The organism is Massilia agri, from assembly GCF_024753255.1.
In the GTDB taxonomy this organism is placed as follows: domain Bacteria; phylum Pseudomonadota; class Gammaproteobacteria; order Burkholderiales; family Burkholderiaceae_D; genus Telluria; species Telluria agri.
The window spans coordinates 1-25,942 of the sequence record NZ_JANUHA010000001.1; the positions used below are offsets into that span (position 1 = coordinate 1).

The window sequence follows — 25,942 nt, forward strand, 5'->3', positions numbered from 1 at the left end:
CTCTCAACCTGACACCCAGGGTTGCGGTTAGGCGGCTTCGGCGGGGACTTCGTAGGCGGCAGCGGCGACCGGCTTTTCGCCCAGCTCGAACACGGCGATCGACTCCACGTGCGAGGTATGCGGGAACATATTGCACACACCCGCCTTTTTCAGCACATAGCCTGCCTTGTGCACCAGGATGCCGGCGTCGCGCGCCAGGGTCGAGGGGCTGCAGGAGACATACACGATCCGCTGCGGCATCAGCTCCTCGTGCGTCTCGCGCAGGTCGGCCAGCGCCAGCGACAGGGCCATGGCGCCGTCGCGCGGCGGGTCGACCAGCATACGGTCGAATTTGCCGAGGGCGACCAGGCCATCCTTCGTCACTTCGAACAGGTTGCGGGTCGAGAATGAGGTCTTGCTTGCCAGGCCGTTGGCCTGCGCATTGTCGAGCGCGCGGGTGGTGAGCGCGGTGCTGCCCTCGATGCCCACCACTTCGCGCGCCTGGGTCGCCAGCGGCAGGGTGAAGTTGCCGAGGCCGCAGAACAGGTCGGCCACGCGGTCGTTCGGCTGCACCTCCAGCAGGCGCAGGGCTTTCGAGACCAGCACGCGGTTGATCTGGTGGTTCACCTGGGTGAAGTCGGTCGGCTTGAAGGGCATGCGGATGCCGAATTCCGGGAGCAGGTAGTAGAGCTCCTTGCCCAGCGGGTAGTAGGGATAGGCGGTGTCCGGGCCCTTGGGCTGCAGCCACCACTGGATGTCCCATTGGTCGGCGAAGGCCTTGGCCAGTTCCTCGTCCGCCGGGGTGAGCGGCGCCATGATGCGCAGCACCAGCACGGTGACTTCTTCGCCGATGGCGACTTCGATCTGCGGCATCTGGTTGTAGATCGACAGCTTGCCGACGAACTCGCGCAGCGGCACGATCAGCCGGGCCACGTGGTCCGGCAGGATCTCGCAGGTGGTGATGTCGGCGACGTAGGACGAGCTGCGCTCGTGGAAGCCCACCAGCACCCCGCCCTTCTTGGCCACGTGACGCACCGACAGGCGGGCGCGGTAGCGGTAGTCCCAGGTCGGGCCGTACATCGGGCGCATGATCATCTCGGCTTTCACCTTGCCGAGGTGCCAGAGGTTGTCTTCCAGCACGCGCTGCTTCATCGCCACCTGGGCCGAGGGTTCCAGGTGCTGCATCGAGCAGCCGCCGCAGTAGCCGAAATGCTGGCACTTCGGCTCCACGCGCATGGACGAGGCGCGCTGCAGGGTAAGCATGCGGCCCGATTCCCAGTTCTTCTTCTTGCGCAGCGTCTCGAAGCTGACGCGCTCGCCCGGCAGTGCGCCTTCGACGAAGATCACTTTACCTGGCGTGCCGTCCTCGTTCTCGAGGTGGCCGACGCCGCGCGCGTCCGCATCCAGGGCCTTGATGTCGATGAAAATTTCTTGCATGGTGATGAAGGAAAAGGGAAAGGGGCGCAGGACAGGCTGCGCGGGGAGTTCGCAAATAAAAAATGGGCGGAAAACGCCCGGCGGGCATGATAGCAAGGAAACGCAGGTGGCGCTACAGCAGGGAGTCGCGCACCACGCCGCGGGCCGCCATCGCCCGCTTGAGCTTGACCAGCGCCTCCTGCTGGATCTGGCGCACCCGCTCGCGCGTCACGCCCATCTCCTCGGCCAGGGTCTCGAGCGTGGCCGGATCGTCGTTGTCGAGCCCGAAGCGCCGGGTGACGACCACGCGCTGCTTGTCCGGCAGCCGGGCCAGCCAGTCGCGCACCAGCACGGTCATCTCGTGATGCTCGGCCAGCACGTCCGGCATGACCTCGCCCTCGTCGGGCAGCATGTCCATCAGGCTCGACTGGGGATCGTTGTCGAGCGGGGCATCGAGCGAGGCCGCGTGTTCCGATAGCGCCAGGATGTCCTGCACCTCCTCCACCGGCCGCCCGACCAGGCTGGCGATGTCCTCGGCGGCGGCTTCCTTGCCGTCGTGCTTCTGCGCTTCGAGGTGGTATTTGGCGCGCAGGACGGCGTTCAGCTCGCGCACCATGTGCACCGGCAGGCGCACGGTGCGGGCCTGGTTCATGATGGCGCGCTCGATGCTCTGGCGGATCCACCAGGTGGCGTAGGTGGAGAAGCGAAAACCGCGCTCGGGCTCGAACTTGTCGATGGCGCGCATCAGGCCGATGTTGCCTTCTTCGATGAGGTCGAGCAGCACGACGCCGCGGTTGATGTAGTGCTTGGCGATCGAGACGACCAGGCGCAGGTTATGCTCGATCATCTTCTGGCGCGCGGCGAAATCGCCGGCCTTGGCCAGGGTCGCGACCTGGACTTCCTCGGCGGCGGACAGCAGCGGCCGGGTGCCGATCTGGTTCAGGTAGTGCTGGGTGGTGTCGGTCGCGAGCTCGGCCTGCAGGACCTTGCGCAGCTCGTCGACCGATTCGACTTCGTGGGCGGACGGGAGGACCTCCGCCCCGTCCGTGGCCGCAAGCGCGCCCTCGCTCTCCGGTTCGTCCGGAAACTCGTCCGTATCCTGCGGGTCCAGCGAGTGCGGCTCTTGCGTCATAACTCCCTATCGGCCGGGCAGGAACCTCGACGGATCGACGGGCTTGCCCTGTTGGCGGATCTCGAAATGCAGCTTCACCGAGTCGGCGTCCGAATCGCCCATTTCCGCGATCACCTGGCCCTTGGCCACGTTGTCGCCTTCCTTGACGACGATCTTGCGGTTGTGCGCGTAAGCCGACAACAGGCTGTTGCTGTGCTTGACGATAACAAGGTTACCATAGCCACGGATACCGCTGCCAGCGTACATCACCTTGCCGGCGCCGGCGGCCATCACCGCCTGGCCGGGCTTGCCGGCGATGTCGATGCCCTTGTTGCGGCCTTCGTCGAAGGTGGCGACGATGCGGCCGTCGGCCGGCCACATCCAGCTCAGCTTGTCGTCGTCGTTGGCGCTGACGATGCTGCCGGCGGCGATGCCGCCGGCCGGCGCAGCTGCGGCCGCAGGCGCGACGGCATCGGCGCGGGCGCCGGATTCGCGCGGCGCGCCGGCGACCGTGCCTTCGCTGTAGGGCTGCTTGTCGGCGCGCGGGGTGGTCTTGCGCGGCGGAGCGGCCGGCGGCGGCATCGGGACCGGCTGGGTCTGCATGTTCGCGCTGCGCTCGCCCTTCTCCGGCGGCGCCACGCGCAGGGCCTGGCCGACCTTGATGTCGTCCGGATCAGCCAGGTTGTTCCAGGCGACGAGGTCGCGGTAGTTCTGGCCGAAGTCCAGCGCGATCCGCAACAGCGTGTCGCCGCGGCGCACGGTATACATGCCCTTCTCGTCCTGCTTCGGCTCCTCGGTCTTGGAAGGCAGGGGACGTGGATGGGTGGACGCGGGGGCCGTGGTGCGCTCGACGACCGGGGCCTGGCGCGTGAGGGAGTTACAGCCGGCCAGCAGGCCGAGGGCAAGGGTGAGCAGTGCTAATCGGGGTGCTTGGTTCATTGTCTTTCTGTTTTCTGTTTTCTGTTTCGATTCGTTGGCCGCGACATCTCCATGGGAGCGCACAGGCCGCCGGCGGACCACACGCTGCGGGTCATGCCGGCCGGAGGAGTCCGGGCCACAGGGGCCGGGACCGCGACAGAGTGCCAGACTCTACAACGCCGCTCATGGGTGCGGCGATGACACGGCTGTAAAGACCCTGCCCCACAAGGGATAGGGCCGGTCGGACAGCGCCTAGACGGTGCCCGGGCGCAGCGGCACGAAATGGCACGCTTCCAGCGTCTCGCTGGTCCATTCGCTTTTGCCGATGCGGGTGATGCGTTCAAGGTGCTGGACCTGGGCGCCAACCGGTGCGACCAGGTGGGCGCCGATGGCCAGTTGTTCGAGCAGGGCGCGTGGCACTTCGAGGCCCGCAGCCGCGAGGATGATGCCGTCGAAGGGCGCAACCTGCGGCAAGCCTAGCATACCATCGCCGTATTGCAAACGCAGGTTCGAGATCCGCATCGGCCGCAGATTGGTCTTGGCCAGCTCGTGCAGCGGCTTGATGCGCTCGATCGAATACACCTCGCGCGCGACAAAGGACAGCACCGCGGCCTGGTAGCCGCAGCCGGTGCCGATCTCGAGCACCCGGCCCAGCTGGCCGCCGGCCCGCATCGCCTCGATCATGCGCGCGACGATATAGGGCTGCGAAATCGTCTGGTTGTGCCCGATCGGCAGCGAGGCGTCGATATAAGCCTGGGCCGACAGCGCCGGTTCGATGAACAGGTGGCGCGGCACCGCCTCCATGGCGGCCAGCACGATGCCGTCCTTGACGCCCTGGCGCGCGACTCGGCCCACCATGGCGCGGCGCACCGCTTCCGAGGCCATCAGCTCGGAGCGCTGGGCCACCGGCGCGGAAGGCGCGTGCGCCTGGGCGTAGCCGGGCGGACGCGGTGCGGGGCCGGGCGCGGCCGGCGGCAGGGCCACACCCTTGTTCACGGCCGTGTGCGCGGCGTTGCGGGTCGCGGTCTGGGGCGTGGCCACCGGCGCGGGCACGCGCGGCTTGCGGGCATCGCCGCCGGTCACCGAGGACAGCGGCAGCGGGAAGGTGCTGCGCTTGTCGTTCATACCAGTCCCCGCAGCAGTTCCAGCTGGGCCTTGTGGGTCAGGTCGATCTGCAGCGGCGTGATCGATACCTTGCCCTGGGCAGTCGTGTGGAAGTCGGTGCCCTCGCCCGCATCGCGGCAGGCGCCGGGCGCGCCGATCCAGAAGATCTCGCGGCCGCGCGGATCCAGCGAGCGTACCACCGGCTCGGCCTGGTGGCGGCGCCCCAGGCGCGAGGGTGTCAGCGGGCCGATTTCTTCATACGGCAGGTTCGGGATGTTCACATTGAAGAGGAAAGGCAGCTCGAGCTTGTCGAAGCGGCGTTCGACGATCTCGCGCGCCACCTTCGCCGCGGCATCGACGTGGGCCCAGCCCGCGCTCACCTGCGAAAAGGCGATCGCCGGAATGCCGAACAGATAGGCCTCGGTGGCGGCCGCAACGGTGCCCGAATACAGGGTGTCGTCACCCATGTTCTGTCCGTTGTTGATGCCGGAGACCACGAGGTCCGGCAGCGCATCGCCCATCGCGGTCAGGGCGATGTGGACGCAGTCGGTCGGCGTGCCGTTGACAAAATGAAAACCATTCGCCGCCTTCTGGACCGTGAGCGGCCGGTCGAGCGTCAACGAATTCGACGCACCCGAGCGGTTGCTGTCGGGTGCGACCACCACGATGTCCGCAATCGCGGACAGCGCATCAGCCAGCGCACTGAGACCAGGCGCCAGGTAGCCGTCGTCGTTACTGATAAGAATTCGCATCCTGCGATTTTACCTGAAGCAACGCCCGCTTCGTTCGCCTGTGGCGCGTTTTTTGTTTCCCGACGGCGATTTTTTGTCACCGCCGGTCAGCCTGTCTGGCTGATTACCATTACCACTATCGCAACATCGACGAGCTTGCGCGCTCCGCCTGGAACAGGGCGCCCTCCAGTGAGGCGACCACGTCCTCGGCCCAGGACAGCAATGCATCCTTGTCACCATCCTGCTGGTAGACGCGCTTGATCATCTCGGCCCCGCGCTTGCGTAGCGGATGTGCCACACTGGAACTCAGCACCGAGGGACGCAGGCTGTCGGCCAGGGCGCGCGCCTCGCGCGGACTGTCGCTGTCGATCAGGCTCTGCAGCTGGGCGAGCTGGTGCTGCAGGCTGCTCGATGCCGGGTGGGAGTCCGACTCCGGCGGGGCCATGGCGCCGGCGGGGCCGTCCCGGGGCACAGGTTCGCCGCCCGCCGGCGCCGATCCCTGGCGCAGCACGGCCACTTCCTCGCGCGCCCAGGGCAGCTGGTCCTGGATGCGCCGCACGGCCGCCACATCGCCCTGGGCCGCATACACGTCGGCCAGGGCCTCGCGCACCTGCAGCGTCGCCGCGGCATCCAGGCCGTCCTGGCGCTCGCGGGCGCGCAGCACCGATTCGAGCAGCCGGCGCGCGTTGCCGAGGTCGCCCATCTCGCCGAGCAGGCGGGCCAGGCGCTGGCCGCACAGGAGGGTGTCTTCGTGCTCGCTGCCCTGCAGCCGGCGCCGCCCGTCCAGCACCCGCTCGAACAGCAGGCGCGCCCTTTCGTTCTCGTGCTGCTCGCGCAAGGTCAGGGCCAGGTCTTCGAGGCTGCCGAGGGTGGCCGCATGCAGGTCGCCGAACAGGCGCTCGCAGCCGGCCACCACCTGTTCGTGCAGGGCCAGCGCCCTCTCGCCCTCCCCGAGCCGGCCGAGCACGCAGGCCAGGCGCGAACGCGCCACCAGGGTCTCGGGATCCTCCGCCCCCAGGCTGCGCGCGCAGCGTTGCGCCAGCGCTTCGAATTCGCGGCGCGCCTCGTGCAGGCGGCCGCTGGCGGCGTGAAGATTGGCCAATGCGGCGAGGCCGGCGCGCACCTCGAGGTGGTCTTCGCCCAGCGCATCGTGGCGCATGGCCAGGCTGTCGCGCAGCAGCGCCTCGGCCTCGCTGTCGCGCCCTTCTTCCTGGCACAGGGCGCCGAGCCGCGCAAAGCAGGCTGCCAGGGCGGGGCTGGCGCCGCCTTCCCTGCCCGCATGCGCGATCGCCATGCGCAGGCGCACCTCGGATAGCGGCTGCCAGGGATAGTAGCCCTGCGCGAACCAGCACAGGAGGCTGGCGGCCGGACGCGCCAGCGCGTGGTAGCCTGCGCCGGCCCGCCTGACGGCGACGGCGTCGCAGGCGGGCAGCTGGACCTCGTCGAACCAGCTGCCCAGGCGCAGCCGCGAGTTGCCGTAGGCTTCGCGCAGCAGGGTCTCCAGGCGCGGCTGGTAGCCGGCCATGCCCAGCGCCGGATCGCCGCGCCGCCAGCGCTGGCCCGGATCGCTGCCGGCGCCGAAGGCCGGACAGGCGACCGGATAGACCAGCAAGGGACGCTGCTCGTCCTCGTGGCTGCAGCGGTATTCGATGGCGCGCCGGACCACGCCCTCCAGCCCCTCCAGGCTGCCGGGCGCCGGCGTGAACAGGCCGACCAGGCGGTCGGCCAGCAAGGTGGTGCAGGCGCTGACCGCCGCCGAGCGGCCGGCGCGGCTGGACACCAGCACGTGGCGGAAATGGCGGGCCATGCGCGCGGCGAAACGGCGCAGCAGCGCCGGGCAGGCGTCGAACAGGGCCACCCAGTCGAGGCGCGCGGCGCGCTCGGCGTAGTCCTCGTCGAAGCGGCCGGCGCGCATCAGGTAGAGCGGGTGGCGGCCGTCGGCGCGCGCGACGTGGGCGCGCCAGTCGACCGTGTCGAGCACGGAATCGGCCAACGATTCCGCGACCGGGCCGGTGCTGGCCCCGCGCGCGGGGCGACGGGCGAGCGCGTCGCGCAGGGCGCTGAAATAGTCGACCAGGCCGGGGGGCTCGGGCTCGATGCCCTCCACCGCTCCGGCATCGTGGCCCGGCGCGCCCAGGTACTGGTGCAGCGAAGGCGATTCGAGGTCCCAGTCGATCACCAGCACCGGACCCTGCGCGGGATCGCCCGCCAGCTGCAGCGCCATGGCGGCAAGCAGGCCGTTGCGCGCCGGGCCGCCTTCGTAGGCATACAGGGTGGTGACCGCACCGGGCTTGTCCAGGGATGGAAACGTGTCGCTGTTCTTGTCCATGAGACTCCTCATTTTTTTGGAAACGTCAGGCTCGGTACCGCACGCCATTCGGGTGGGACATCGGGTAGCGCGAATTGGTTGCAGTCATGGCCTGGCGGCGTATGTTTTTTTTGATGGTGATAGTGCGTGGCGATGCGCTGGACCATCTTGTCGATGTCGGGCAGGAAATCCGGGTTGGACTTGAGGTCGCTTGTCGCCATCGTGAAATGGGAAAAATCCACGTAGAAACTGTTCTCCGAAATCTGCGGCGGCAGCGAATCCGGGTGGCGCGTCATGATGACCGGAATGATCAGATGGCTCGGCAGCGGATACCAGGCGGCGCGCTCGGCCTCCAGCAGGCGCATGGCGGCGTACTCGCGGCGGGTGTAGGCATGCGCCTCGTACTTCGGGGTGTAGATCAGGATCATGCAGACGCTCTCGCACATGGCGCGCGCGATTTTATGGTCGAGGTCATCCCCGCCGCCCAGCTGTTCGGTGTCGATAAACAGTTCGTCTTCGTTGTCAAAGTGAGGTTCGAGATAGCAGCGCAGCGCGTCGGCCAGGGCGTTCTTGAACCGACGCATGAGTTCGTGCCTGCCGTGTGCGTAGCTGAAAAAGCACCCGTAGCGGATCGCCATTGCCTGCCCCCCATTCCAATTTGCCAAAGGCGTATCCCCCGACTCTAGCGCTGCCGACCCCGGCCACTTTGCGGACGCACAATCGGGCTAACGGACTCGGCCATGCTGCTATCGAATGGTCTTCAGGCATAATTCCGCGGATTAATGAACGTGACACAGCAACATTGAGGAGAGAACATGAAAGCCGTGCGATGCAAGGATTGGGGGCCGATCGACAGCCTCGTCATCGAGGAACTGCCGGAGCTCGTGCCCGGCGCGGGCGAGGTCGTCGTCGACGTGAAGGCGGCCGGCGTGAACTTCCCGGACGTGCTGACCGTGCAGGGCAAGTACCAGGTGCGCCCGGAACTGCCCTTCACGCCGGGCAACGAGTTCGCGGGCACGGTGCGCGCGGTGGGTGAAGGCGTGACCGCCTTCGCGCCGGGCCAGCAGGTGATCGGCTTCACACGCACCGGGGCGTTTGCGGAGCAGGCGGTGGCGCCCGTCGAGGCCTTGATGCCGATGCCGCCCGGGATGGACTTCGACATCGCGGCCGCCATCACCCTCACCTACGGCACCTCGCACCACGCGGTGGTCGACCGCGCGGCGCTGCAGCCGGGCGAGACCATGCTGGTGCTGGGCGCGGCCGGCGGCGTGGGGCTGGCGGCGATCGAGATCGGCAAGGCGCTTGGCGCGCGCGTGATCGCGGCGGCGTCCAGCGAAGAAAAGCTGGCGATCTGCCGCGCGCATGGCGCCGATGCGACCATCAATTATGAGAAGGAAGATTTGCGCGAGGCACTCAAGGCGGCGACCAACGGACGCGGGCCGGACGTGATCTACGACCCGGTCGGCGGGCCCTACAGCGAACCGGCGCTGCGCTCGATCGCCTGGCGCGGGCGGCACCTGGTGGTGGGCTTCGCGGCGGGCGAGATTCCGAAGCTGCCGTGGAACCTGATGCTGCTGAAGGGCGCCTCGGTGGTCGGCGTGTTCTGGGGCGACTTCGTGCGGCGCGAACCGCAGGCCAACCTGAAGGCGATGCGGCAGATGCTGGGGTGGATGGCGGAAGGGAAGCTCAAGCCGCTGGTGTCGGCAAGGTACAAGCTGGAAGACACGGCGCAGGCATTGAACGACATGGCGGCACGAAAAGTCACCGGCAAGGTTGTGATTTGCCCGTAGGGTGGACGGGGTAATTTCGGCCAATGGCCGGAATTACGAACGTCCGCGCGTTCAAACAGTGGTTGTGCAGAGCCGACAGAGAACGAAGGTCAGGCAACGCATCGTCGGGTTGAACGCGCGGACGGCGAAGCCGTCCACCCTACGCGTTGAGGTCCGCTGCGTCCGCAATTGTCCCCGGCTGGAAAAACTCGATCACATCCGCCTGCACCCGCGTGCGCTTGAACGGCGGCAGGCTTTGCCAGATGCGCCGTCCATAGGGCTTGGTGATGATGCGCGGGTCGCAGATCATCAGGACGCCGCGGTCTTCCACGTCGCGGATCAGGCGCCCCGCGCCCTGCTTGAGCGTGATGATCGCTTCCGGCAGCTGGTGGTGCATGAAGCCGTTCATGCCCTGCTTTTCCATCACCTCGATGCGCGCCGCCAGCACCGGGTCGTCCGGCGGGGCGAAGGGCAGCTTGTCGATGATGACGAGCGAGAGCGCGTCGCCGCGCACGTCCACGCCTTCCCAGAAACTCTGGCTGCCGACCAGCACGGCATTGCCGGCATTGCGGAAGGAATCGAGCAGTTCGGTGCGGCCGCGTTCCCCCTGCACGAACAAAGGAAAATCCAGTCCGCGCTCCGCGAACTCGGCGCGCAGGCGTTCGGCCACCTTGTTCACGGCCCGGATCGTCGTGCACAGGAAGAAGGTGCGCCCGCCCGCCGCCTCGATCACCGGCAGCGCCGTGTCGACGCAGGCGTCGGTGTAGTGCATCGAGTTCGGCTCCGGCAGGCCGGTCGGCACGTAGAGGATGCCCTGCTCGCCGTAGTTGAAGGGACTTGGCCAGGTCATGGCCGGCTCGCCCGTCAGGCCCATCTGGTCGGAGAAGTGCTTGAAGTCGCTCTTCACGGCCAGCGTCGCGGAGGTGAAGATCCAGCTGCGCGGCGTGCCTTCTCTCTGGCTTGAAAAGATCGGCGCGATCGACAGCGGCGTCTTGTGCAGCTGCAGCGAGGACGAGAAGGCCTCGACCCACAGCACGGCCGCATCGTCGCCGGCCACCTTCCCCTTCCTGGGATCCGGTTTCCATGCTTCGAAGGAAGCGGCGAGTTCCTGCGCACGCACGCGGCAGGCCTCGATGGTCTCGGCGCGCGCGGCGTGTTCTTCCAGGACCGTAATCATGCCGGAGAGTTCTTCCTTGAGCTTGTCCAGCGCCGGGAAGAAGTTCGAGGTCGGCAGGATCTGCGGCAGCGAGAGGCGGATGCCGCCGTCCGGGAAGCTCAATCGCAGGTCGCGCGCGGCCTTTTCGACCACGGTGACGACCTTGGCCCAGTCCGGGCCGCGGGCGTGCGCCAGGCCTTCGGCCAGCACGTCGCGGCACAGTTCCAGCACCTGCGAGGTCGACACCGACTGGCCGAAGAACAGGGTCGCGGTATCGGGCAGCTGGTGCGCTTCGTCGAAGATGATGGTGTTCGCCGAGGGCAGCAGTTCGGCGACGCCGGTATCCTTCAGCGCCACGTCGGCGAAGAACAGGTGGTGGTTGACCACGACCACGTCTGCCTGTTGCGCTTCCCGGCGCGCCTTCATCACGAAGCAGTCCTGGTAGTACTGGCACTCCGCGCCCATGCAGCTGTCGCGGGTGGAGGTGACGAGGTTCCAGACCGTGGCGTTCTCGGGCACCTTCGCCAGTTCGGCCTTGTCGCCCGACTGCGTCATCTTGATGAAGCGCGAGATCTCGCGCAGGTGACCGACGTCGTCGCGCGAGGTCAGGCGGCCGTTGTTCAGCGTGCGCTCGAGGTGGAAGTGGCAGACGTAGTTCGAACGCCCCTTGAGCAGGGCCACGGAGACCGGCGCGCGCAGGGCGGCGCGGATGGTCGGGATGTCGCGCAAAAACAACTGGTCCTGCAGGTTCTTGGTGCCGGTCGAGATGATGGTCTTGCCGCCCCACAGCAGGGCCGGGACCAGGTAGGCGAAGGTCTTGCCCGTGCCGGTGCCGGCCTCGGCCATGAGCACCTTCTGCTCGGCGATGGCCTGGGCGACGGCCTTGGCCATCTCGGTCTGCGACTGGCGCGGTTTGTAGGTGCCGACGTTGGGCGCGAGCGGGCCTCCCGCCCCGAACAGGCGGTCGAGCTCTTCGTCGTATTTACCCGGCGGGCGGGCGGCGGCAGGCAGGACATCGCCCTGCTGTTGAGGCTGCGTCGCCACGGCGGTGCCGGTGGGGAGGTCGTCGGTCAAAATGCGTGCTTCTCAGAAGCCTTGTTCAGGCGGGAATATCGGGGACCAGCTGCATCTTCAGCAGCGTAATATGATCCTTCAGCTGCAGCTTACGTTTCTTCAAACGGCGCAGCTGGAGCTGGTCGGCATGGCCATCGGCAGTCAGCATGGAAATGACAGCATCGAGGTCGCGGTGTTCCACGTCGAGTTCAATGATACGGCGCTGGAGGTCCTGGACGTCGGTCATGATTGCTGTTCTGGTCAAAAGCGTTTGCGGGATCGAATGGCGCGGCGCGCCGGAGGCTGGCAGCCGCGCGGGTGTTCGGCTTGCAACACCGGGGCTTCTCAGTGCATAGTTTAATCTACGCTGAGGTTGCCGCCAACAAAGATTGGCGCGGGCGCCAGGAAAACAAGCTATTTATGACAACTTACAAGATCGAAGCGGGAACCGCGCAACACATCGGAAACCGCCCGCAGCAGAGCGACCGCGTTGCCTTGATGACCGGCGCCCGCGCCCCCGGTTATGTCCTGGCGGTGCTGTCGGACGGGATCGGTGGCAGCGCCGGTTCCGAGCAGGTCCTGCACACGGCGCGCCAGGTCTTCGACGAATTCAAGCCGGGCGACCATCCGAGCCTGGAACGCCTGGGCGATCTGCTGCGCGAAATCGTCAGTGAAACCCACCTGGTCATGAAGATGAATGCCGTCACCACCGAGGTCGAGGCGCACGCGAGCTTCGTCGGCCTGGTGTTGACGCCGCACCGCGAAGCGGTCTGGGCCCACGTGGGCGACTCGCGCCTGTACCGTTTTGCGGAAGGCAAATGCCTGACGCGGACCAACGACGCGGCCTATGTCGAGCACCTGGTCGCGAGCGACCGCCTGCCGGAAGAAGCGGCCCGGAACCACCGCAAATCCAAGCTCCTGCTCAATGTGATGGGCAACAGCCGCAAGGATCCCTTCGTCACCATCGGCAGCCACACGGGCCTGGGGCCGGGCGATGCTTTCCTGCTGTGCTCGGACGGCCTGTGGCACTTCTTCACCGATGCGGAGCTGGGGGCGGCGACCCACAAGGCGACGCCGCGCCAGGCTTCGGAAATGCTGATCAACAAGGCTGCCGAACGTTCCCAGGGCAAGGGCGGGAACTGCACGATGGCGATCGTGAAGCTGGTCAAGCCTGCACAGGACGGCCTGGCGGCAAGGGTCGGGCGACCGGTCTAGAGAACCGGCCTTTCTTTCATTTCGCGGCGGGCGCCGGCGGAGCGGCCTTCTTTTCTTCCTCTGCCTTGCGGGCCGCTGCCTTCGCTTCACGCTCGGCCACGCGCCGGGCGACTTCCTTCTGGCGCTGCTCCGATTTGCGCTTGCGCTCCTCGAAGGCGGCCGCGCTGGCCGCCGCCCGCGCCGCCTCTTCCGGCGCGCGTGCGGCTTCTTCCTTCGCCTTGGCATTGCGGCGCGCCATGCGCGATGCGGCCGGGGACGGCTTCGGCGGCGGCAACTCCGCGGCCTCGCGCGGCGCGGCCGGCGGTTCGGCCGCCAGGCGCGCTTCCTCGGCCTTGTACTCGGCCTCGGCCGCCGCGATCTCGCGGTCGCGCTCTTCCACCTTCACGCGGCGTTTAAAACGCTCGGCTTCGATTTCGATATTGCGCTGGGCGACCAGGGCCACGCGGCGACGCTCCTTGGCCTCATCGAGGCAGTGGTTGACGAAGAACTTGTCGTAGCAGACGGCTTCGCGCTCGGCATAGCGCGCCTCGATCGCGGCGCGCTCTTGCGCCACCGCGGCCAGGCGAGCGTCGGCCTGTTCCACCGAGGTGGTCGGCTCGATCGCCGCCACGGAGGCGCCCGGTTCCGGCGTGGCGCAGGCGGCCAGGCCCGCGGCGAGGGCGAGCGCTGCGAGGACACGCAATGCAGGAAGAGAGCTCATGGTTTCCTTTCGATTCAGGCGATGGCGTCGGCGGCGCCGCGGCGCTCGGCCAGCATGTATTCGCGCGACTGCATTTCAATGATACGCGAGACGGTGCGGTGGAATTCGTTCGCCAGCATACCCTGGGTGTAGAGTTCTTCCGGCTCGACGGCGGCCGACATGATCAGCTTGACCTTGTGGTCATAGAACACGTCGATCAGCCAGGTGAAGCGGCGCGCCTCCGAGGACTGGCCGGCCGACATGGCCGGGATGCCGGACAGGATCACCGTATGGAAGCGCGAGGCCAGTTCCAGGTAGTCGTTCTGCGAGCGCGGGCCGCCGCACAGGGTCGCGAAATCGAACCAGATCACGCCGCCGGCCTTGCGCAGCGCGCGGATCTCGCGGTTCTCGATGTGCACGATCGGGCTCTCGTCGGCGGTGTCGGCCACCTTCGCATACGCGTCGCGCAAGGCGTGGTCGGATTTCGCATCGAGCGGCATGTAGTAGGCCTGGACCTGCTCCAGCGCGCGCTTGCGGTAGTCGTTGCCGGCGTCGACGTTGAGGACATCGAGCTTGTCTTTCAGCAGCGCGATGGTCGGCAGCATGCGGTCGCGGTGCAGGCCGTCCGGGTACAGGGTCGAAGGCTCGTAGTTCGAGGTCATGACAAACGAGACACCATTGTCGAACAGGGCCTTGAGCAGGTTGTACAGGATCATCGCGTCGGCAATGTCCGAGACGTGGAATTCGTCGAAGCAGATCAGGCGGTATTTTTTCGCGATGCGCCTGGCGACTTCGTCGAGCGGGTCGGCCACGCCTTTCAGTTCATCCAGCTGGCGGTGGACGGCGCGCATGAATTCGTGGAAGTGCAGGCGCGTCTTGCGCACCACCGGCACCACCGAATAGAAGGAGTCCATCAGGAAGGACTTGCCGCGCCCCACCCCGCCCCACATGTACACGCCCTTCGGCACGTCGGGGCGGTTGATGAGGCGCTTGAAAGCGGACGACCGCTGGGCCTTGTACTGGACCCAGTCGTCGTACGCCTGCTGCAGGCGATCGACCGCGGCTTGCTGGGCCGGGTCGGACTTGAAGCCGCGCTCGGTGAGCGCGTGCTGGTAATACTCTTGAACGTTCATTGATAGATGCTGTTAACGTAGGGTGGGCGGGTCCCCGCCCGCGCGTTCAAATCACGAATCCCGGCCCGCTCCGTGGCCATTCAACCGGGAGTTGAACGCGCGGGCGGCAGAGCCGCCCACCCTACAGGTACTGCTTTTAGAAGTTCAGCGAACGCTTGTCCACCGCCAGCGCGGCTTCCTTGACGGCTTCCGACAGCGAGGGGTGTGCGTGGCAGATGCGGGCGATGTCTTCCGACGAGGCCTTGAACTCCATCGCGACGACGGCTTCCGAGATCAGTTCCGAAGCGACCGGGCCCACGATGTGCACGCCCAGGATTTCATCGGTGGTGGCGTCGGCCAGGAACTTCACCATGCCCGAGGTATCGCCCAGCGCACGCGCACGGCCGTTGGCCATGAACGGGAAGGTGCCGGCCTTGTAGGACACGCCTTCGGCCTTCAGCTGCTGCTCGGTCTTGCCGACCCAGGCGATTTCCGGCGAGGTGTAGATGACCCAGGGGATGGTGTTGAAGTTGACGTGGCCGTGCTGGCCGGCGATGCGCTCGGCAACCGCGACGCCCTCTTCTTCCGCCTTGTGCGCCAGCATCGGGCCGCGCACGACGTCGCCCACCGCCCACACGCCCGGCAGGCTGGTGCGGCACTCGTCGTCGACGACCACGAAGCCGCGCTCGTCCAGCTGCAGGCCGACGGTCTCGCCACCCAGGCCGGTGGTGTTCGGCACGCGGCCGATCGAGATGATCAGGCGGTCGAAGGTGGCCTTCTGCTCGGCGCCGGTCGAATCGACGTACTCGACGGTGACGTCGTTCGCGCCCTTGGTGATCGCGCCGATCTTGCAGCCCAGGTTGATCTTCAAGCCCTGCTTGGTGAACAGCTTGTGCGCTTCCTTGGCGATCTGCTCGTCGACTGCGCCCAGGAAGGTCGGCAGGCCTTCCAGCACGGTGACGTCGGCGCCGACGCGGCGCCACACCGAGCCCATTTCCAGGCCGATGACGCCGGCGCCGATCACGCCGAGCTTGCCCGGCACGGCATCGATCGCCAGTGCGCCGGCGTTCGACAGGATGATCTTCTCGTCGAATTCCGCGCCCGGCAGCTGGCGTGCGTTCGAACCGGTCGCGACGACCACGTTTTTCGCGGTGATGGTGTCGGTGGTCGGGCCGCTCACGTTGATGGTGTAGCCACCCTCAAGCTTGCCGGCGAAGGCGCCGCGGCCGTGGAAGAAGGTGACCTTGTTCTTCTTGAACAGGAACAGGATGCCGTCGTTGTTCTGCTTGACGATGGTGTCCTTGCGCTTGAGCATGGTCGGCAGGTCGAGTTCCAGGCCGCCGACCTTGATGCCGTGGTCGGCAAAAGCGTGGCCGGCGTGCTCGAAGTGTTCCGACGATTGCAGCAGCGCCTTCGACGGGATGCAGCCGACGTTGGTGCAGGTGCCGCCAGGGGCAGGCTTGCCCGCCGCATTGCTCCACTCGTCGATGCAGGCGGTCTTGAAGCCCAGCTGCGCTGCACGGATGGCAGCGATGTAGCCGCCAGGACCGCCGCCGATCACGACGACGTCAAATTGTTTGTCACTCATATTGATTCCTTTTGGGGCCGGACGGCGGGCGCGCGCTTCGAGGCGCACTGCCTGCGGGGACCGGCTTGTTTATTCTTCGGGAACGAAAATCCACAACAGCACGTAAATCGCGACGCCGAAGCCGAAGGTCAAGGTGAACAGCACGAACATCAGGCGCCAGAGCCAGGTCTCGACGCCGGTGGCGAGCGCGAGGCCGCCGCAGACACCGCCGAGCCAGCGGTCCAGGCGCGAGCGGCGCAGCGTGTTGAGGTTGCTGCCGATGACGCTCTCGCCGTTCTTGTCCAGGTTCACGCCAGGGGACGCGGGGCTTGAAGACAGCACCCGCGTCTTGGCCTGTTCGAATTCGGCGTCGCTCAGCGCGCCGGCCTGGTGCAGCTCGTGCAGCCGCTTGATTTCGTCAGACAGGTTCATGCCCTACTCCTTCAAACTGACCGCACGGCGCGCCAGGCAGCGCGCCGGCGAAGTGGATTACTGAATTACAGGTCGAGCAGCAGGCGTGCCGGATCTTCCAGCGCGTCCTTCATGGCCACCAGGCCCAGCACGGCTTCGCGGCCGTCGATGATGCGGTGGTCGTAGGACATCGCCAGGTAGTTCATCGGACGGATCACGATCTGGCCGTTTTCGACGACGGCGCGGTCCTTGGTCGCGTGCACGCCCAGGATGGCCGACTGCGGCGGGTTGATGATCGGGGTCGACAGCATCGAGCCGAACACACCACCGTTCGAGATCGAGAAGGTACCGCCGTTCAGGTCTTCCAGGGTCAGCTTGCCGTCCTTGGCTTTCTGGCCGAATTCGCCGATCTTCTTCTCGATCTCGGCGATCGACAGCTGGTCGGCGTTGCGCAGGATCGGCACCACCAGGCCGCGCGGCGAACCGACGGCGATACCGATGTCGAAGTAGCCGTGATAGACGATGTCGTTGCCGTCGACCGAGGCGTTCAGGATCGGGTACTTCTTCAGTGCGGCGACGGCGGCCTTGACGAAGAAGGACATGAAGCCCAGCTTGACGCCGTGCTCTTTCTCGAACTTGTCCTTGTACTTGTTACGCAGTTCCATGACCGGAGCCATGTTCACTTCGTTGAAGGTGGTCAGGATGGCGTTGGTCTGTTGCGATTGCAGCAGGCGCTCGGCGATACGGGCGCGCAGGCGGCTCATCGGCACGCGCTCTTCCGGACGGTCGCCCAGGTTGGCGCTCGGTGCGGCGACTTGCTGCAGGGCCGGTTTCGCTGCAGCCGGTGCCGGTGCGGCGGCTTGTGCCGGCTTGCCCGCGACAGCGGCCAGGGCGTCGCCCTTGGTCACGCGGCCGTCGCGGCCGGTGCCGGTGGCATCCGAAGCGCTCATGTTGTTGTCGGCCAGGATCTTGGCGGCGGCCGGCATGGCGACGTCACCCTTCGAACCGGTCGCGGCGGCTGCCGGCGCTGCGGCAGCTGCTTCAGGCGCGGCCTGCACCGGGGCCGAACGCACGGCGACCGGGCTGGTCTGCTCCGACGCTTCGGTATCGATGATGGCGATGACTTCGCCCGACACGACGGTGGCGCCATCGGCCTTGAGCAGCTGGACGATCACGCCTTCGTTCGGGGCCGGCAGTTCCAGGACCACCTTGTCGGTCTCGATGTCGATCATGTTCTCGTCGCGCGAGACCTTCTCGCCGACTTTCTTGTGCCAGGACAGGAGGGTCGCTTCAGCAACCGATTCCGACAGTTGGGGGACCTTGACTTCGATTTGTGCCATTTGTGTGTAGCTCCGTTATGTATTCTGTGCAAAGGCCCCGGACCTGGGCCCGGGGCAGTGTTTTTCTTCTTACTTCGTCAGGATGAAACCCTTGAGTTTCGAGAACGCGGTTTCCAGCAGTTCCTTCTGCTGCGCCACGTGCTTGTCGGCGTAACCGACCGCAGGCGACGAGGAAGCGGCGCGGCCGGCGTACGCCAGGCGCTGGCCATCTTCCATGCTTTCGAAGATGTTGTGCTGGATCTGGAACCACGGACCCTGGTTCTGCGGCTCGTCCTGCACCCACACCACTTCGGTCGCGTTCGGGAACTTCTTCAGTTCCGCGGCGAACGACTTGTGCGGGAACGGATACATCTGTTCGATACGAACGATGGCCACGTCGTTGGCATTGCGCGCCTTGCGGGTGTTGACCAGGTCGTAGTAGACCTTGCCCGAGCAGACCTGCACGCGCTTGACCTTCGATGCCTCGATCTTCTCGTCGACTTCGCCGATGACGGTCTGGAAGCCGCCCTTGGCCAGGTCGGTCAGCGGCGAGCCGGCGTCCTTGTTACGCAGCAGCGACTTCGGCGTGAAGATGACCAAAGGCTTGCGGAACTGGCGCACCATCTGGCGGCGCAGCAGGTGGAAGATCTGGGCGGCCGTGGTCGGCTGCACCACTTGCATATTGTTGTCGGCGCACAGCTGCAGGAAGCGCTCGATACGTGCCGACGAGTGCTCCGGACCCTGGCCTTCGTAGCCGTGCGGCAGCATCATGGTCAGGCCCGAGGCGCGACCCCACTTCACTTCGCCCGAGGCGATGAACTGGTCGATGACGACCTGGGCGCCGTTGACGAAGTCGCCGAACTGGGCTTCCCAGATGGTGAGGGTATTCGGTTCGGCGGTCGAGTAGCCGTACTCGAAGCCGAGCACCGCTTCTTCCGACAGCACCGAGTCGATCACGGTGAAGTTGGCCTGGTTGTCTGAGACGTTGGCCAGCGGCAGGTAGATGCCCTGGTCCCAGCGCTCGCGGTTCTGGTCGTGCAGCACGGCGTGGCGGTGCACGAAGGTGCCGCGGCCGGCGTCCTGGCCCGACAGGCGGACCGCGTAGCCCGAGGACAGCAGCGAGGCGAACGCCAGGTGCTCGCCCATGCCCCAGTCGAGATTCATCTCGCCGCGGCCCATGGCGGCGCGGTCGTTCAGGACCTTCTCGACCAGCGAGTGCGGCTTGAAGTTTTCCGGGACCTTGGTGATGCGTTCGGCCAGGCGCTTCAGTTCGGTGATCGGCACGGCGGTGTCGGCCGCGTCGGTCCACTTCTTGTTCAGGAACGGCGCCCAGTCGACGGCGTACTTGTTCTTGAAGTTGGTCAGGACCGGATCCACGGTGTGCTTGCCGGCGTCCATCGCGGCGCGGAATTCGGCGACCAGCTGGTCACCGGTTTCCGGCGGCACGGTGCCCTGCGCAGCCAGCTTTTCCGCGTACAGCTTGCGGGTGCCCGGGTGCTTGGCGATCTTCTTGTACATCAGCGGCTGGGTCAGCGCCGGGGTGTCCTGCTCGTTGTGGCCGAGTTTACGGTAGCAGACGATGTCCACGACCACGTCCTTGCCGAACTCGGTGCGGTAGTCCATCGCGATCTGCGAGGCCAGCACGACCGCTTCCGGATCGTCGGCGTTCACGTGCAGCACCGGTGCTTCGATCATCTTGACGACGTCCGAGCAGTAGATGGTCGAACGGGCGTCGCGCGGGTCCGAGGTGGTGAAGCCGATCTGGTTGTTGATGACGATGTGGACGGTGCCGCCGGTGCCGTAGCCGCGGGTCTGGGCCAGGTTCAGGGTTTCCATGACCACGCCCTGGCCGGCGAACGCTGCGTCGCCGTGCACCAGGATCGGCAGCACTTCCTTGCCCTTGCGGTCGCCGCGGCGTTCCATGCGCGCCTTGACCGAACCTTCGACGACCGGGTTGACGATCTCGAGGTGGGACGGGTTGAAGGCCAGCGACAGGTGGACCGGGCCGCCCGGGGTCGAGATGTCGCTCGAGAAGCCCTGGTGGTATTTGACGTCGCCCGCCGGCAGGTCGTCGGCGTGCTTGCCTTCGAATTCTTCGAACAGGTCGGCCGGGCTCTTGCCCAGGGTATTGACCAGCACGTTCAGGCGGCCGCGGTGGGCCATGCCGATGACGATTTCCTGTACGCCTTTTTCACCGGCGCGCTGGATGACTTCGTCGATCGAGGCGATGAAGGACTCGCCGCCTTCCAGCGAGAAACGCTTGGCGCCGACGTACTTGGTGTGGAGGTAGCGCTCCAGGCCTTCGGCCGCGGTGAGTCGCTCGAGGATGTGCTTTTTCTTTTCGCCCGAGAAGGTCGGGGTCGAACGGATCGACTCCAGGCGTTCCTGCAGCCAGCGCTTTTCGGTCGGGTCGCTGATGTACATGAACTCGGCGCCGATCGAACGGCAGTACGTGTCGCGCAGCCAGTTCAGGATGTCGCGCAGGGGCGCGGTTTCCTTGCCGAAGTAGGTATTGCTGATGTTGAAGACGGTGTCCAGGTCCGCTTCGGTGAAGCCGTAGAAGGCCGGGTCGAGTTCCGGCAGGGGCGGACGTTCCTGGCGCTGCAGCGGGTCCAGGTTGGCCCAGCGCGAACCGAGGTAGCGGTAGGCGGCGATCAGCTGGGTGACGGCGACGCGCTTGCGGCCGAGTTCGGCGTCAGGGTTCGCGGTGACGGTACGGATCGGGCCCTGCTTGGCGCGTTCCGCAAACGAGGCGATGACGGACGAGTGGACCACGTCCGGGCGGGCGCTGCCATCGACCGCAGGCACGTGCTGCATCTGGTCGAAATAGGCGCGCCAGTTGTCCGGGACCGATCCCGGATTGTTCAGATAGGCCTCGTACAACTCTTCCACGTACGGCGCATTACCGCCGAACAGGTAGGAGTTGGCTGTTTGTTGCTGCATCATTCTTGCTCACCTTTCTTCGCGCTTCGCGAGTGTGGGGCGGGTTAGTCTAACCTTCCGCGACACGGCCTGACCGGTTAGCGGATCGCACTTACTACATCAAGTTGTGGGGGAAGGACGAATTCCGGGGACGGCTGCGCGCCATCCTGCCTAATTAGCGCTGGGTATTGTAACGCAAGCGTGATGTCAAGGCGGACCCTGCATCCACAAATTATTTATTTCAGTATGTAAAGCGACATTGTACGGTTGACCACGTAAATGATAATCGTTATCATTTGAAGATGAACTCAACCGGTCCTACCACTTCCACCTCGGCAAACACCGCCGCCGCCCTGCCCGGCGTGCGTCGCGCCCTGTATTTGAAGCAGTTGCATCAATGGCATTGGATCAGCTCGGCGATCTGCCTGATGGCCATGTTGCTGTTCAGTTTCACCGGCTTCACGCTGAACCACGCGGCCCAGATCGAGGCCAAGCCGGAAGTCACCCGCCTGAAGGCCACCCTGCCCGCGCCGCTGCGCGCCCAGCTGGAGGAATACGCCCTCGAGCACGTGGACGCCGAGGTGCCGCTCCCGAGCGAGATCGCGGACTGGGCCAACGCCAGCTTCCCGGTCGACGTGCGCGGCAAACGCGCCGAGTGGAGCGAGGAAGACGCCTATATCGCCCTGCCCCGCCCCGGCGGCGATGCCTGGCTGCGCATCGCCGTGGACGGCGGCGCCGAATACGAGCGGACCGACCGCGGCTGGATCTCCTGGCTCAACGACATGCACAAGGGCCGCAACACGGGCGAAGTATGGAGCTGGTTCATCGACATCTTCGCGATCGCCTGCGTGATCTTCTGCGTCACCGGCTTCCTGATCCTGAAATACCACGCTGCGAACCGCCCCTCGACCTGGCCGGTGATCGGCTTCGGCATCGTGCTGCCGGCCGTGATCGCCCTGCTCTTTGTGCACTGATTTAGAAGTTAAGCAAATAGTCCACCTTTATATATAAGGCAATCCGATGAAACTGTCCCACTCGCTCGCTCTCACGCTGCCGCTGGCGTCCAGCTGGGCCACGGCCGCCGACCTGTCCGTCAAGTTCGAACTGCCGCGGCTAAATGTCGCCGAATACCACAAGCCCTATGTCGCGATCTGGATCGAGAAAGCCGACCAGGCCGTGGCCGCGAACCTGGCCGTGCTCTACGACGTCAAGATGAAGAACAAGGAAGGCGAGAAGTGGCTGAAGGACCTGCGCTCCTGGTGGCGCAAGGCGGGCCGCGACGCCACCATGCCGATCGACGGCGTCAGCGGCGCCACCCGCGCGCCGGGCACCCACACCATGAAGTTCGACGGCGCCCGCCATGGCATCGACAAGCTGCCGGCCGGCGACTACACCCTGGTGGTCGAGGCCTCGCGGGAATCGGGTGGACGCGAAGTGGTCAAGCTGCCCTTCAGCTGGACCGGCAAGGGCAAGGTCGACGTCAATGCGGCGGGCAAGGACGAACTGGGCGCCATCGCGCTCCAGATCCAGTAAGCGAATACATATAAACGACAACAGGAACAACAGGAGAACCTCATGCAACTGCACCGCCTCACCAAGACCATCGCCCTCGGCCTGATCGCCGGCCTGTCCATGAGCGCCCAGGCCCACAACGCCTGGCTGCTGCCGAACGCCACCATGATCGATTCGAAGAAAGAGGCATGGGTCTCGCTCGACGCCGGCATCTCGAACCAGTTGTTCGAGTTCAACCACGCCCCGCTGCGCCTGGACAACCTGATGATCACCGACCCCGACGGCAACACCACGAAGGCCGAGGGCGCGGTGCTGGGCAAGTTCCGCAGCACCCTCGACCTGCGCCTGCCGAAGGACGGCACCTATCGCCTGGCGATCGTCAACAACAATGTGATGGGCAGCTACAAGCTGAACGGCGAGACCAAGCGCTTCCGCGGCGCCCAGGGCAGCCCGCAAGTGCAGATCCCGGCCGGCGCCACCGAGGTGCAGACCACGCAGGTGCAGACCCGCCTGGAAACCTTCGTTTCGGCCAACAAGATGAACGAGACCGCGCTCAAGCCGAGCGGCGCCGGCCTGGAGATGGTCCCGGTCACCCACCCGACCGACCTGCGCGTCGGCGAGCCGATCAAGGTCCGCTTCCAGCTCGACGGCAAGCCGGCCGCCAACCTGGCCTTCAGCGTGACGCCGGGCACCGCCAAGTACCGCGGTTCCTCGGGCGAGCAGCGTCTCACCACCGACGCCAAGGGCGAAGCGACCTTCACCGTGCCGGCGGCGAATATGTACTGGATGAACGCCTCCTTCCCGGGTGGCGAGCGCGGCGGCCAGCAACAGCAGGCGCCGGCCAAGCGCTACACCTACGCGGCGACCTTCGAAGTCCTGCCGCAATAAGCGCAGTTGCCAACGCATGCGCGACATCCTGGTACCCCTCGCGATCGACCTGGCGATGCCGCCGCTGGGCAGCCGCCTGACGAAGGCGGAGGGCCGCAGCATGGGCACGAGCTGGTCGGCCCAGATGGTGGTGCCGCCTGACGTGGACGTGGACCTGGCCGCCCTGCTCCAGCGCGAGCTGGACGGCGTGGTGGAGCAGATGAGCCACTGGGACCAGGACTCGCTGCTGGCGCGCTACAACCGCGCGCCCGCCGGCAGCTGGCATGCGCTGCCGCCGGAATTCTTCGAGGTGATCGACTTCGCGCTGCGGGTGCATGAAGATAGCGCGGGCGCCTACGACCCGGCCGCGGGGCTGCTGGTGAACCTGTGGGGCTTCGGTCCCACGGGCCGCTACAGCCAGGCCGGATTCGCGGCGCCCGGCCCGGATGCCGTCGCCGCCGCGCTGGCGCAGCGGAACCATGCGACGCCGCAGCTCGACCGCGAGGGCCGCCGCCTGCTGCAGCCGGGCGGCGCCGTGCTCGACCTGTCCTCGATCGCCAAGGGCTATGGCGTGGACCGCCTCGGCCTCTGCCTGGAGCGCCTCGGGGTGCGCCACTACCTGGTCGAGGTCGGCGGCGAGCTGCGCGGCGCGGGCGTCAAGCCGGGCGGCGAGCCCTGGTGGGTCGAGATCGAAGGCGTGCCGGACGCGGGCTACAACCCCACCCAGGCCATCGTCGCCCTGCACGGGCTGGCGGTCGCCACCTCGGGCGACTACCGCAGCTATTTTCACCACGGCCCGCGCCGCATCTCGCACACGCTGGACCCGCGCAGCGGCCACCCCATCGCCAACCACGTGGCCTCGACCACCGTGGTGGCCTCCACCTGCATGGCGGCCGACGCCCTGTCCACCGCGCTCACCGTGATGGGCGTCGATGAAGGCCTGGCCTTTGCCGATGCGCGCGGCATCGCCGCCCGCTACCTGGTCCGCCGCGACGGCGCCCTGCGGGAATCCACCTCCGCCGCCTGGCGCGAACTGCTGCAATGATCCTCACCATCGATCCCGTACGCCTGGGCGGCGCGATTGCCCTGCTTGGCAGCTACCTGGCCATGTGCGCCGCCATCTGGCGCGCCCGCCCGAAGGCGCGCCGCGCGGCGCCCTCCGGCAGCGCCGACTGGCTGGTCGTCCACGCAACCCAGACCGGCAGCGCCGAATACCTGGCCGGGCGCACCGCCGCGACCATGGCCACGGGCGGCCTGTCGGCGCGCGCGGTCTGCATGTCCGAACTCGACGCCGGCGCCCTGCACGGCGCCACGCGCGTGCTCTTCATCGTGAGCACCTATGGCGAAGGCGACGCGCCGGACAGCGCCGCGCGCTTCGCGGCCCAGACCATGGGCACGGCGCCGGACCTGTCCCGGCTGCACTACGCGGTGCTGGCGCTGGGCGACACCACCTATGCGAACTATTGCGGCTTCGGCCGTGCGCTCGACGGCTGGCTGGCCGCGCACGGCGCCACGCCCCTGTTCGGACGGATCGAGGTCGACCGCGGCAATGCCGAGGCGCTGGCCGAATGGCAGCACCACGTCGGCCGCCTGGCCGGCACCAGCGACGCGCCGGACTGGGAAGCGCCGGGTTATGGCGACTGGCGCATTGCCAGCCGCATGCTGATGAACCCCGGCAGCGCCGGCGCCCCGCTCTACCGCATCGGCCTGGTGCCGTTCGAGGGCGCCCTGCCCGACTGGGAAGCCGGCGACCTGGCCCAGGTCAGCGCGCCGCTCGACCCGGACCATCCGCGCGAGTATTCGATCGCCTCGCTGCGGGGCGAAGGCGAGCTGGCCCTGATGGTGCGCCTGCAGCGGCGCGAAGACGGCACCCTGGGCGCCGCCTCGGGCTGGCTCTGTGTGCATGCCCTGGAAACGGACGTGGTCAAGCTGCGCGTGCGCGCGCACCAGCGCTTCCGCCTGAACGGCAACGCCGCGCGTCCACTCATCGCGATCGGCAATGGCAGCGGCCTGGCCGGCCTGCGCGCGCTGATCAAGTCGCGCATCGACGCGGGCGATGGCGACAACTGGCTGCTGTTCGGCGAGCGCAATGCGGCCCACGACTACCTGTGCCGCGAAGAGCTGCAGGGATGGCTGGCCGCCAGCCGCCTGGCCCGGCTCGACCTGGCCTTCTCGCGCGACCAGTCGACGCCGCGCTATGTGCAGCACCTGGTGCGCGAACATGCGCAACAGCTGCGCAGCTGGGTCGAGGAAGGTGCGGCCATCTATGTGTGCGGCAGCCTGCAGGGAATGGCAGGCGGCGTGCACGAGGCCCTGGTCGGCGCGCTCGGCGCGGAACGCGTCGAGGCGATGGCGGCCCAAGGCCGCTACCGCCGCGACGTCTATTGATGCGATGGGACGGCCAGGGAGGCCGTCCCGTGAACGCGTTTACTTGTCGTTCTTGTGGCTCTGCGAGCCGGCGCGGGCATGCTGCTCCGGCGAACCGCCGCGGGTGCCGCCGCCGCTCGCCTGGTTGCCGCCCTGGTTGCCGCCGCCCTGGTTACCGCCGCGGCCACCGCTCTGCTGGTTGCCGCCGCCACCGCCGCCGTGGCTCATCGAGCCGGCACGGCGTGCTTCTTCCGAGGTGAACTCGTGCGCATTGCCCGAAGCATGCGCGGCGCGGCCGCCTTCGGATGCGATTTCACGCTGCTTCTGTGGATCCATCGATGCGAAACCGCGGTTGCTGGTGTCGCTCTGGTTGTTGCCGCCCTGGTTACCGCCGCGGTTGCCGCCCTGGTTGTTCGATGCCATAGT

23 protein-coding genes are annotated in these 25,942 nt (G+C 66.8%); 7 read left to right on the top strand and 16 right to left on the bottom strand.

What is annotated here, in order from left to right; all coding sequences use genetic code 11:
- Positions 1-27: 27 nt before the first annotated feature.
- The 7 genes from rlmD to NX780_RS00035 all read right to left on the bottom strand — a co-directional run bounded on the left by rlmD (position 28) and on the right by NX780_RS00035 (position 8,205).
- Complete coding sequence (gene rlmD / locus NX780_RS00005) at positions 28-1,416, bottom strand: 23S rRNA (uracil(1939)-C(5))-methyltransferase RlmD (protein WP_258825816.1); 1,389 nt, start codon at positions 1,414-1,416, stop codon at positions 28-30.
- A 112-nt stretch (positions 1,417-1,528) separates the two neighbouring features.
- Positions 1,529-2,527, bottom strand: coding sequence for an RNA polymerase sigma factor RpoS (rpoS, locus tag NX780_RS00010; RefSeq protein ID WP_258825817.1), 999 nt, complete (start codon positions 2,525-2,527; stop codon positions 1,529-1,531).
- A gap of 6 nt (positions 2,528-2,533) precedes the next feature.
- Complete coding sequence (locus tag NX780_RS00015; RefSeq protein WP_258825818.1) at positions 2,534-3,445, bottom strand: peptidoglycan DD-metalloendopeptidase family protein; 912 nt, start codon at positions 3,443-3,445, stop codon at positions 2,534-2,536.
- Between the two features lie 231 nt (positions 3,446-3,676).
- On the bottom strand, positions 3,677-4,549 hold the full coding sequence (locus NX780_RS00020; RefSeq protein WP_258825819.1) for a protein-L-isoaspartate(D-aspartate) O-methyltransferase: 873 nt from the start codon (positions 4,547-4,549) through the stop codon (positions 3,677-3,679).
- Positions 4,546-5,280, bottom strand: a complete 735-nt coding sequence (surE, locus tag NX780_RS00025) for a 5'/3'-nucleotidase SurE (RefSeq protein WP_258825820.1) — start codon at positions 5,278-5,280, stop codon at positions 4,546-4,548. Before surE ends, NX780_RS00020 begins: the two co-directional genes overlap by 4 nt.
- A 115-nt stretch (positions 5,281-5,395) precedes the next feature.
- Positions 5,396-7,588 carry a tetratricopeptide repeat-containing protein gene (locus NX780_RS00030; protein WP_258825821.1) on the bottom strand — a complete coding sequence of 731 codons (2,193 nt, stop codon included), beginning with the start codon at positions 7,586-7,588 and terminating at the stop codon, positions 5,396-5,398.
- Between the two features lie 8 nt (positions 7,589-7,596).
- Positions 7,597-8,205 carry a toll/interleukin-1 receptor domain-containing protein gene (locus NX780_RS00035; RefSeq protein ID WP_258825822.1) on the bottom strand — a complete coding sequence of 203 codons (609 nt, stop codon included), beginning with the start codon at positions 8,203-8,205 and terminating at the stop codon, positions 7,597-7,599.
- A gap of 177 nt (positions 8,206-8,382) precedes the next feature.
- On the opposite strand from NX780_RS00035, the gene NX780_RS00040 reads away from it, so the two are divergent.
- The gene (locus NX780_RS00040; RefSeq protein ID WP_258825823.1) at positions 8,383-9,357 is read left to right on the top strand and encodes an NADPH:quinone oxidoreductase family protein; all 975 of its coding nucleotides are present in this window, start codon (positions 8,383-8,385) and stop codon (positions 9,355-9,357) included.
- Positions 9,358-9,496: 139 nt separating this feature from the next.
- Here NX780_RS00040 and yoaA read toward each other — a convergent pair whose 3' ends face one another.
- Both yoaA and NX780_RS00050 read right to left on the bottom strand, forming a co-directional pair.
- Positions 9,497-11,536, bottom strand: coding sequence for a DNA repair helicase YoaA (gene yoaA, locus NX780_RS00045; RefSeq protein ID WP_502572587.1), 2,040 nt, complete (start codon positions 11,534-11,536; stop codon positions 9,497-9,499).
- A gap of 55 nt (positions 11,537-11,591) precedes the next feature.
- A complete protein-coding gene (locus NX780_RS00050) occupies positions 11,592-11,792 on the bottom strand; it encodes a YdcH family protein (RefSeq protein WP_231057281.1) in 201 nt (66 codons plus the stop codon).
- Between the two features lie 173 nt (positions 11,793-11,965).
- Between NX780_RS00050 and NX780_RS00055 the strand changes: the two genes are divergently transcribed.
- Entirely contained in the window at positions 11,966-12,760 is a 795-nt protein-coding gene (locus NX780_RS00055; RefSeq protein ID WP_258825824.1) for a PP2C family protein-serine/threonine phosphatase, read from the top strand.
- 16 nt (positions 12,761-12,776) lie between these two features.
- On the opposite strand, the gene NX780_RS00060 is transcribed toward NX780_RS00055, so the two are convergent.
- The 6 genes from NX780_RS00060 to NX780_RS00085 all read right to left on the bottom strand — a co-directional run bounded on the left by NX780_RS00060 (position 12,777) and on the right by NX780_RS00085 (position 20,794).
- Complete coding sequence (locus NX780_RS00060; protein WP_258825825.1) at positions 12,777-13,460, bottom strand: hypothetical protein; 684 nt, start codon at positions 13,458-13,460, stop codon at positions 12,777-12,779.
- 14 nt (positions 13,461-13,474) lie between these two features.
- Positions 13,475-14,572: a cell division protein ZapE gene (zapE, locus tag NX780_RS00065; RefSeq protein ID WP_258825826.1), complete on the bottom strand. Its 1,098-nt coding sequence runs from the start codon at positions 14,570-14,572 to the stop codon at positions 13,475-13,477.
- A gap of 136 nt (positions 14,573-14,708) precedes the next feature.
- Positions 14,709-16,139 (bottom strand): dihydrolipoyl dehydrogenase, encoded by a 1,431-nt coding sequence (lpdA, locus tag NX780_RS00070; protein WP_258825827.1) that lies wholly within the window; start codon positions 16,137-16,139, stop codon positions 14,709-14,711.
- Between the two features lie 69 nt (positions 16,140-16,208).
- Positions 16,209-16,550 (bottom strand): PspC domain-containing protein, encoded by a 342-nt coding sequence (locus NX780_RS00075; RefSeq protein ID WP_258825828.1) that lies wholly within the window; start codon positions 16,548-16,550, stop codon positions 16,209-16,211.
- A gap of 65 nt (positions 16,551-16,615) precedes the next feature.
- Positions 16,616-17,869 carry a 2-oxoglutarate dehydrogenase complex dihydrolipoyllysine-residue succinyltransferase gene (gene odhB, locus NX780_RS00080; RefSeq protein WP_258825829.1) on the bottom strand — a complete coding sequence of 418 codons (1,254 nt, stop codon included), beginning with the start codon at positions 17,867-17,869 and terminating at the stop codon, positions 16,616-16,618.
- A 69-nt stretch (positions 17,870-17,938) separates the two neighbouring features.
- The gene (locus tag NX780_RS00085) at positions 17,939-20,794 is read right to left on the bottom strand and encodes a 2-oxoglutarate dehydrogenase E1 component (protein ID WP_258825830.1); all 2,856 of its coding nucleotides are present in this window, start codon (positions 20,792-20,794) and stop codon (positions 17,939-17,941) included.
- 278 nt (positions 20,795-21,072) lie between these two features.
- Here NX780_RS00085 and NX780_RS00090 point away from each other — a divergent pair, with 278 nt between their 5' ends.
- The 5 genes from NX780_RS00090 to NX780_RS00110 are packed head-to-tail and all read left to right on the top strand — an operon-like array spanning position 21,073 to position 25,537.
- Positions 21,073-21,744 carry a PepSY-associated TM helix domain-containing protein gene (locus NX780_RS00090; protein ID WP_258825831.1) on the top strand — a complete coding sequence of 224 codons (672 nt, stop codon included), beginning with the start codon at positions 21,073-21,075 and terminating at the stop codon, positions 21,742-21,744.
- Between the two features lie 46 nt (positions 21,745-21,790).
- Positions 21,791-22,303 carry a DUF2271 domain-containing protein gene (locus NX780_RS00095; RefSeq protein ID WP_258825832.1) on the top strand — a complete coding sequence of 171 codons (513 nt, stop codon included), beginning with the start codon at positions 21,791-21,793 and terminating at the stop codon, positions 22,301-22,303.
- 42 nt (positions 22,304-22,345) lie between these two features.
- Complete coding sequence (locus NX780_RS00100) at positions 22,346-23,170, top strand: DUF4198 domain-containing protein (protein ID WP_258825833.1); 825 nt, start codon at positions 22,346-22,348, stop codon at positions 23,168-23,170.
- Positions 23,171-23,186: 16 nt separating this feature from the next.
- The gene (locus NX780_RS00105) at positions 23,187-24,194 is read left to right on the top strand and encodes an FAD:protein FMN transferase (RefSeq protein WP_258825834.1); all 1,008 of its coding nucleotides are present in this window, start codon (positions 23,187-23,189) and stop codon (positions 24,192-24,194) included.
- Positions 24,191-25,537 carry a sulfite reductase subunit alpha gene (locus NX780_RS00110; RefSeq protein ID WP_258825835.1) on the top strand — a complete coding sequence of 449 codons (1,347 nt, stop codon included), beginning with the start codon at positions 24,191-24,193 and terminating at the stop codon, positions 25,535-25,537. Before NX780_RS00105 ends, NX780_RS00110 begins: the two co-directional genes overlap by 4 nt.
- A gap of 39 nt (positions 25,538-25,576) precedes the next feature.
- Here the strand turns inward: NX780_RS00110 and NX780_RS00115 are convergent, their stop codons facing one another.
- Positions 25,577-25,939: a KGG domain-containing protein gene (locus tag NX780_RS00115; RefSeq protein WP_258825836.1), complete on the bottom strand. Its 363-nt coding sequence runs from the start codon at positions 25,937-25,939 to the stop codon at positions 25,577-25,579.
- Positions 25,940-25,942 lie beyond the last annotated feature (3 nt).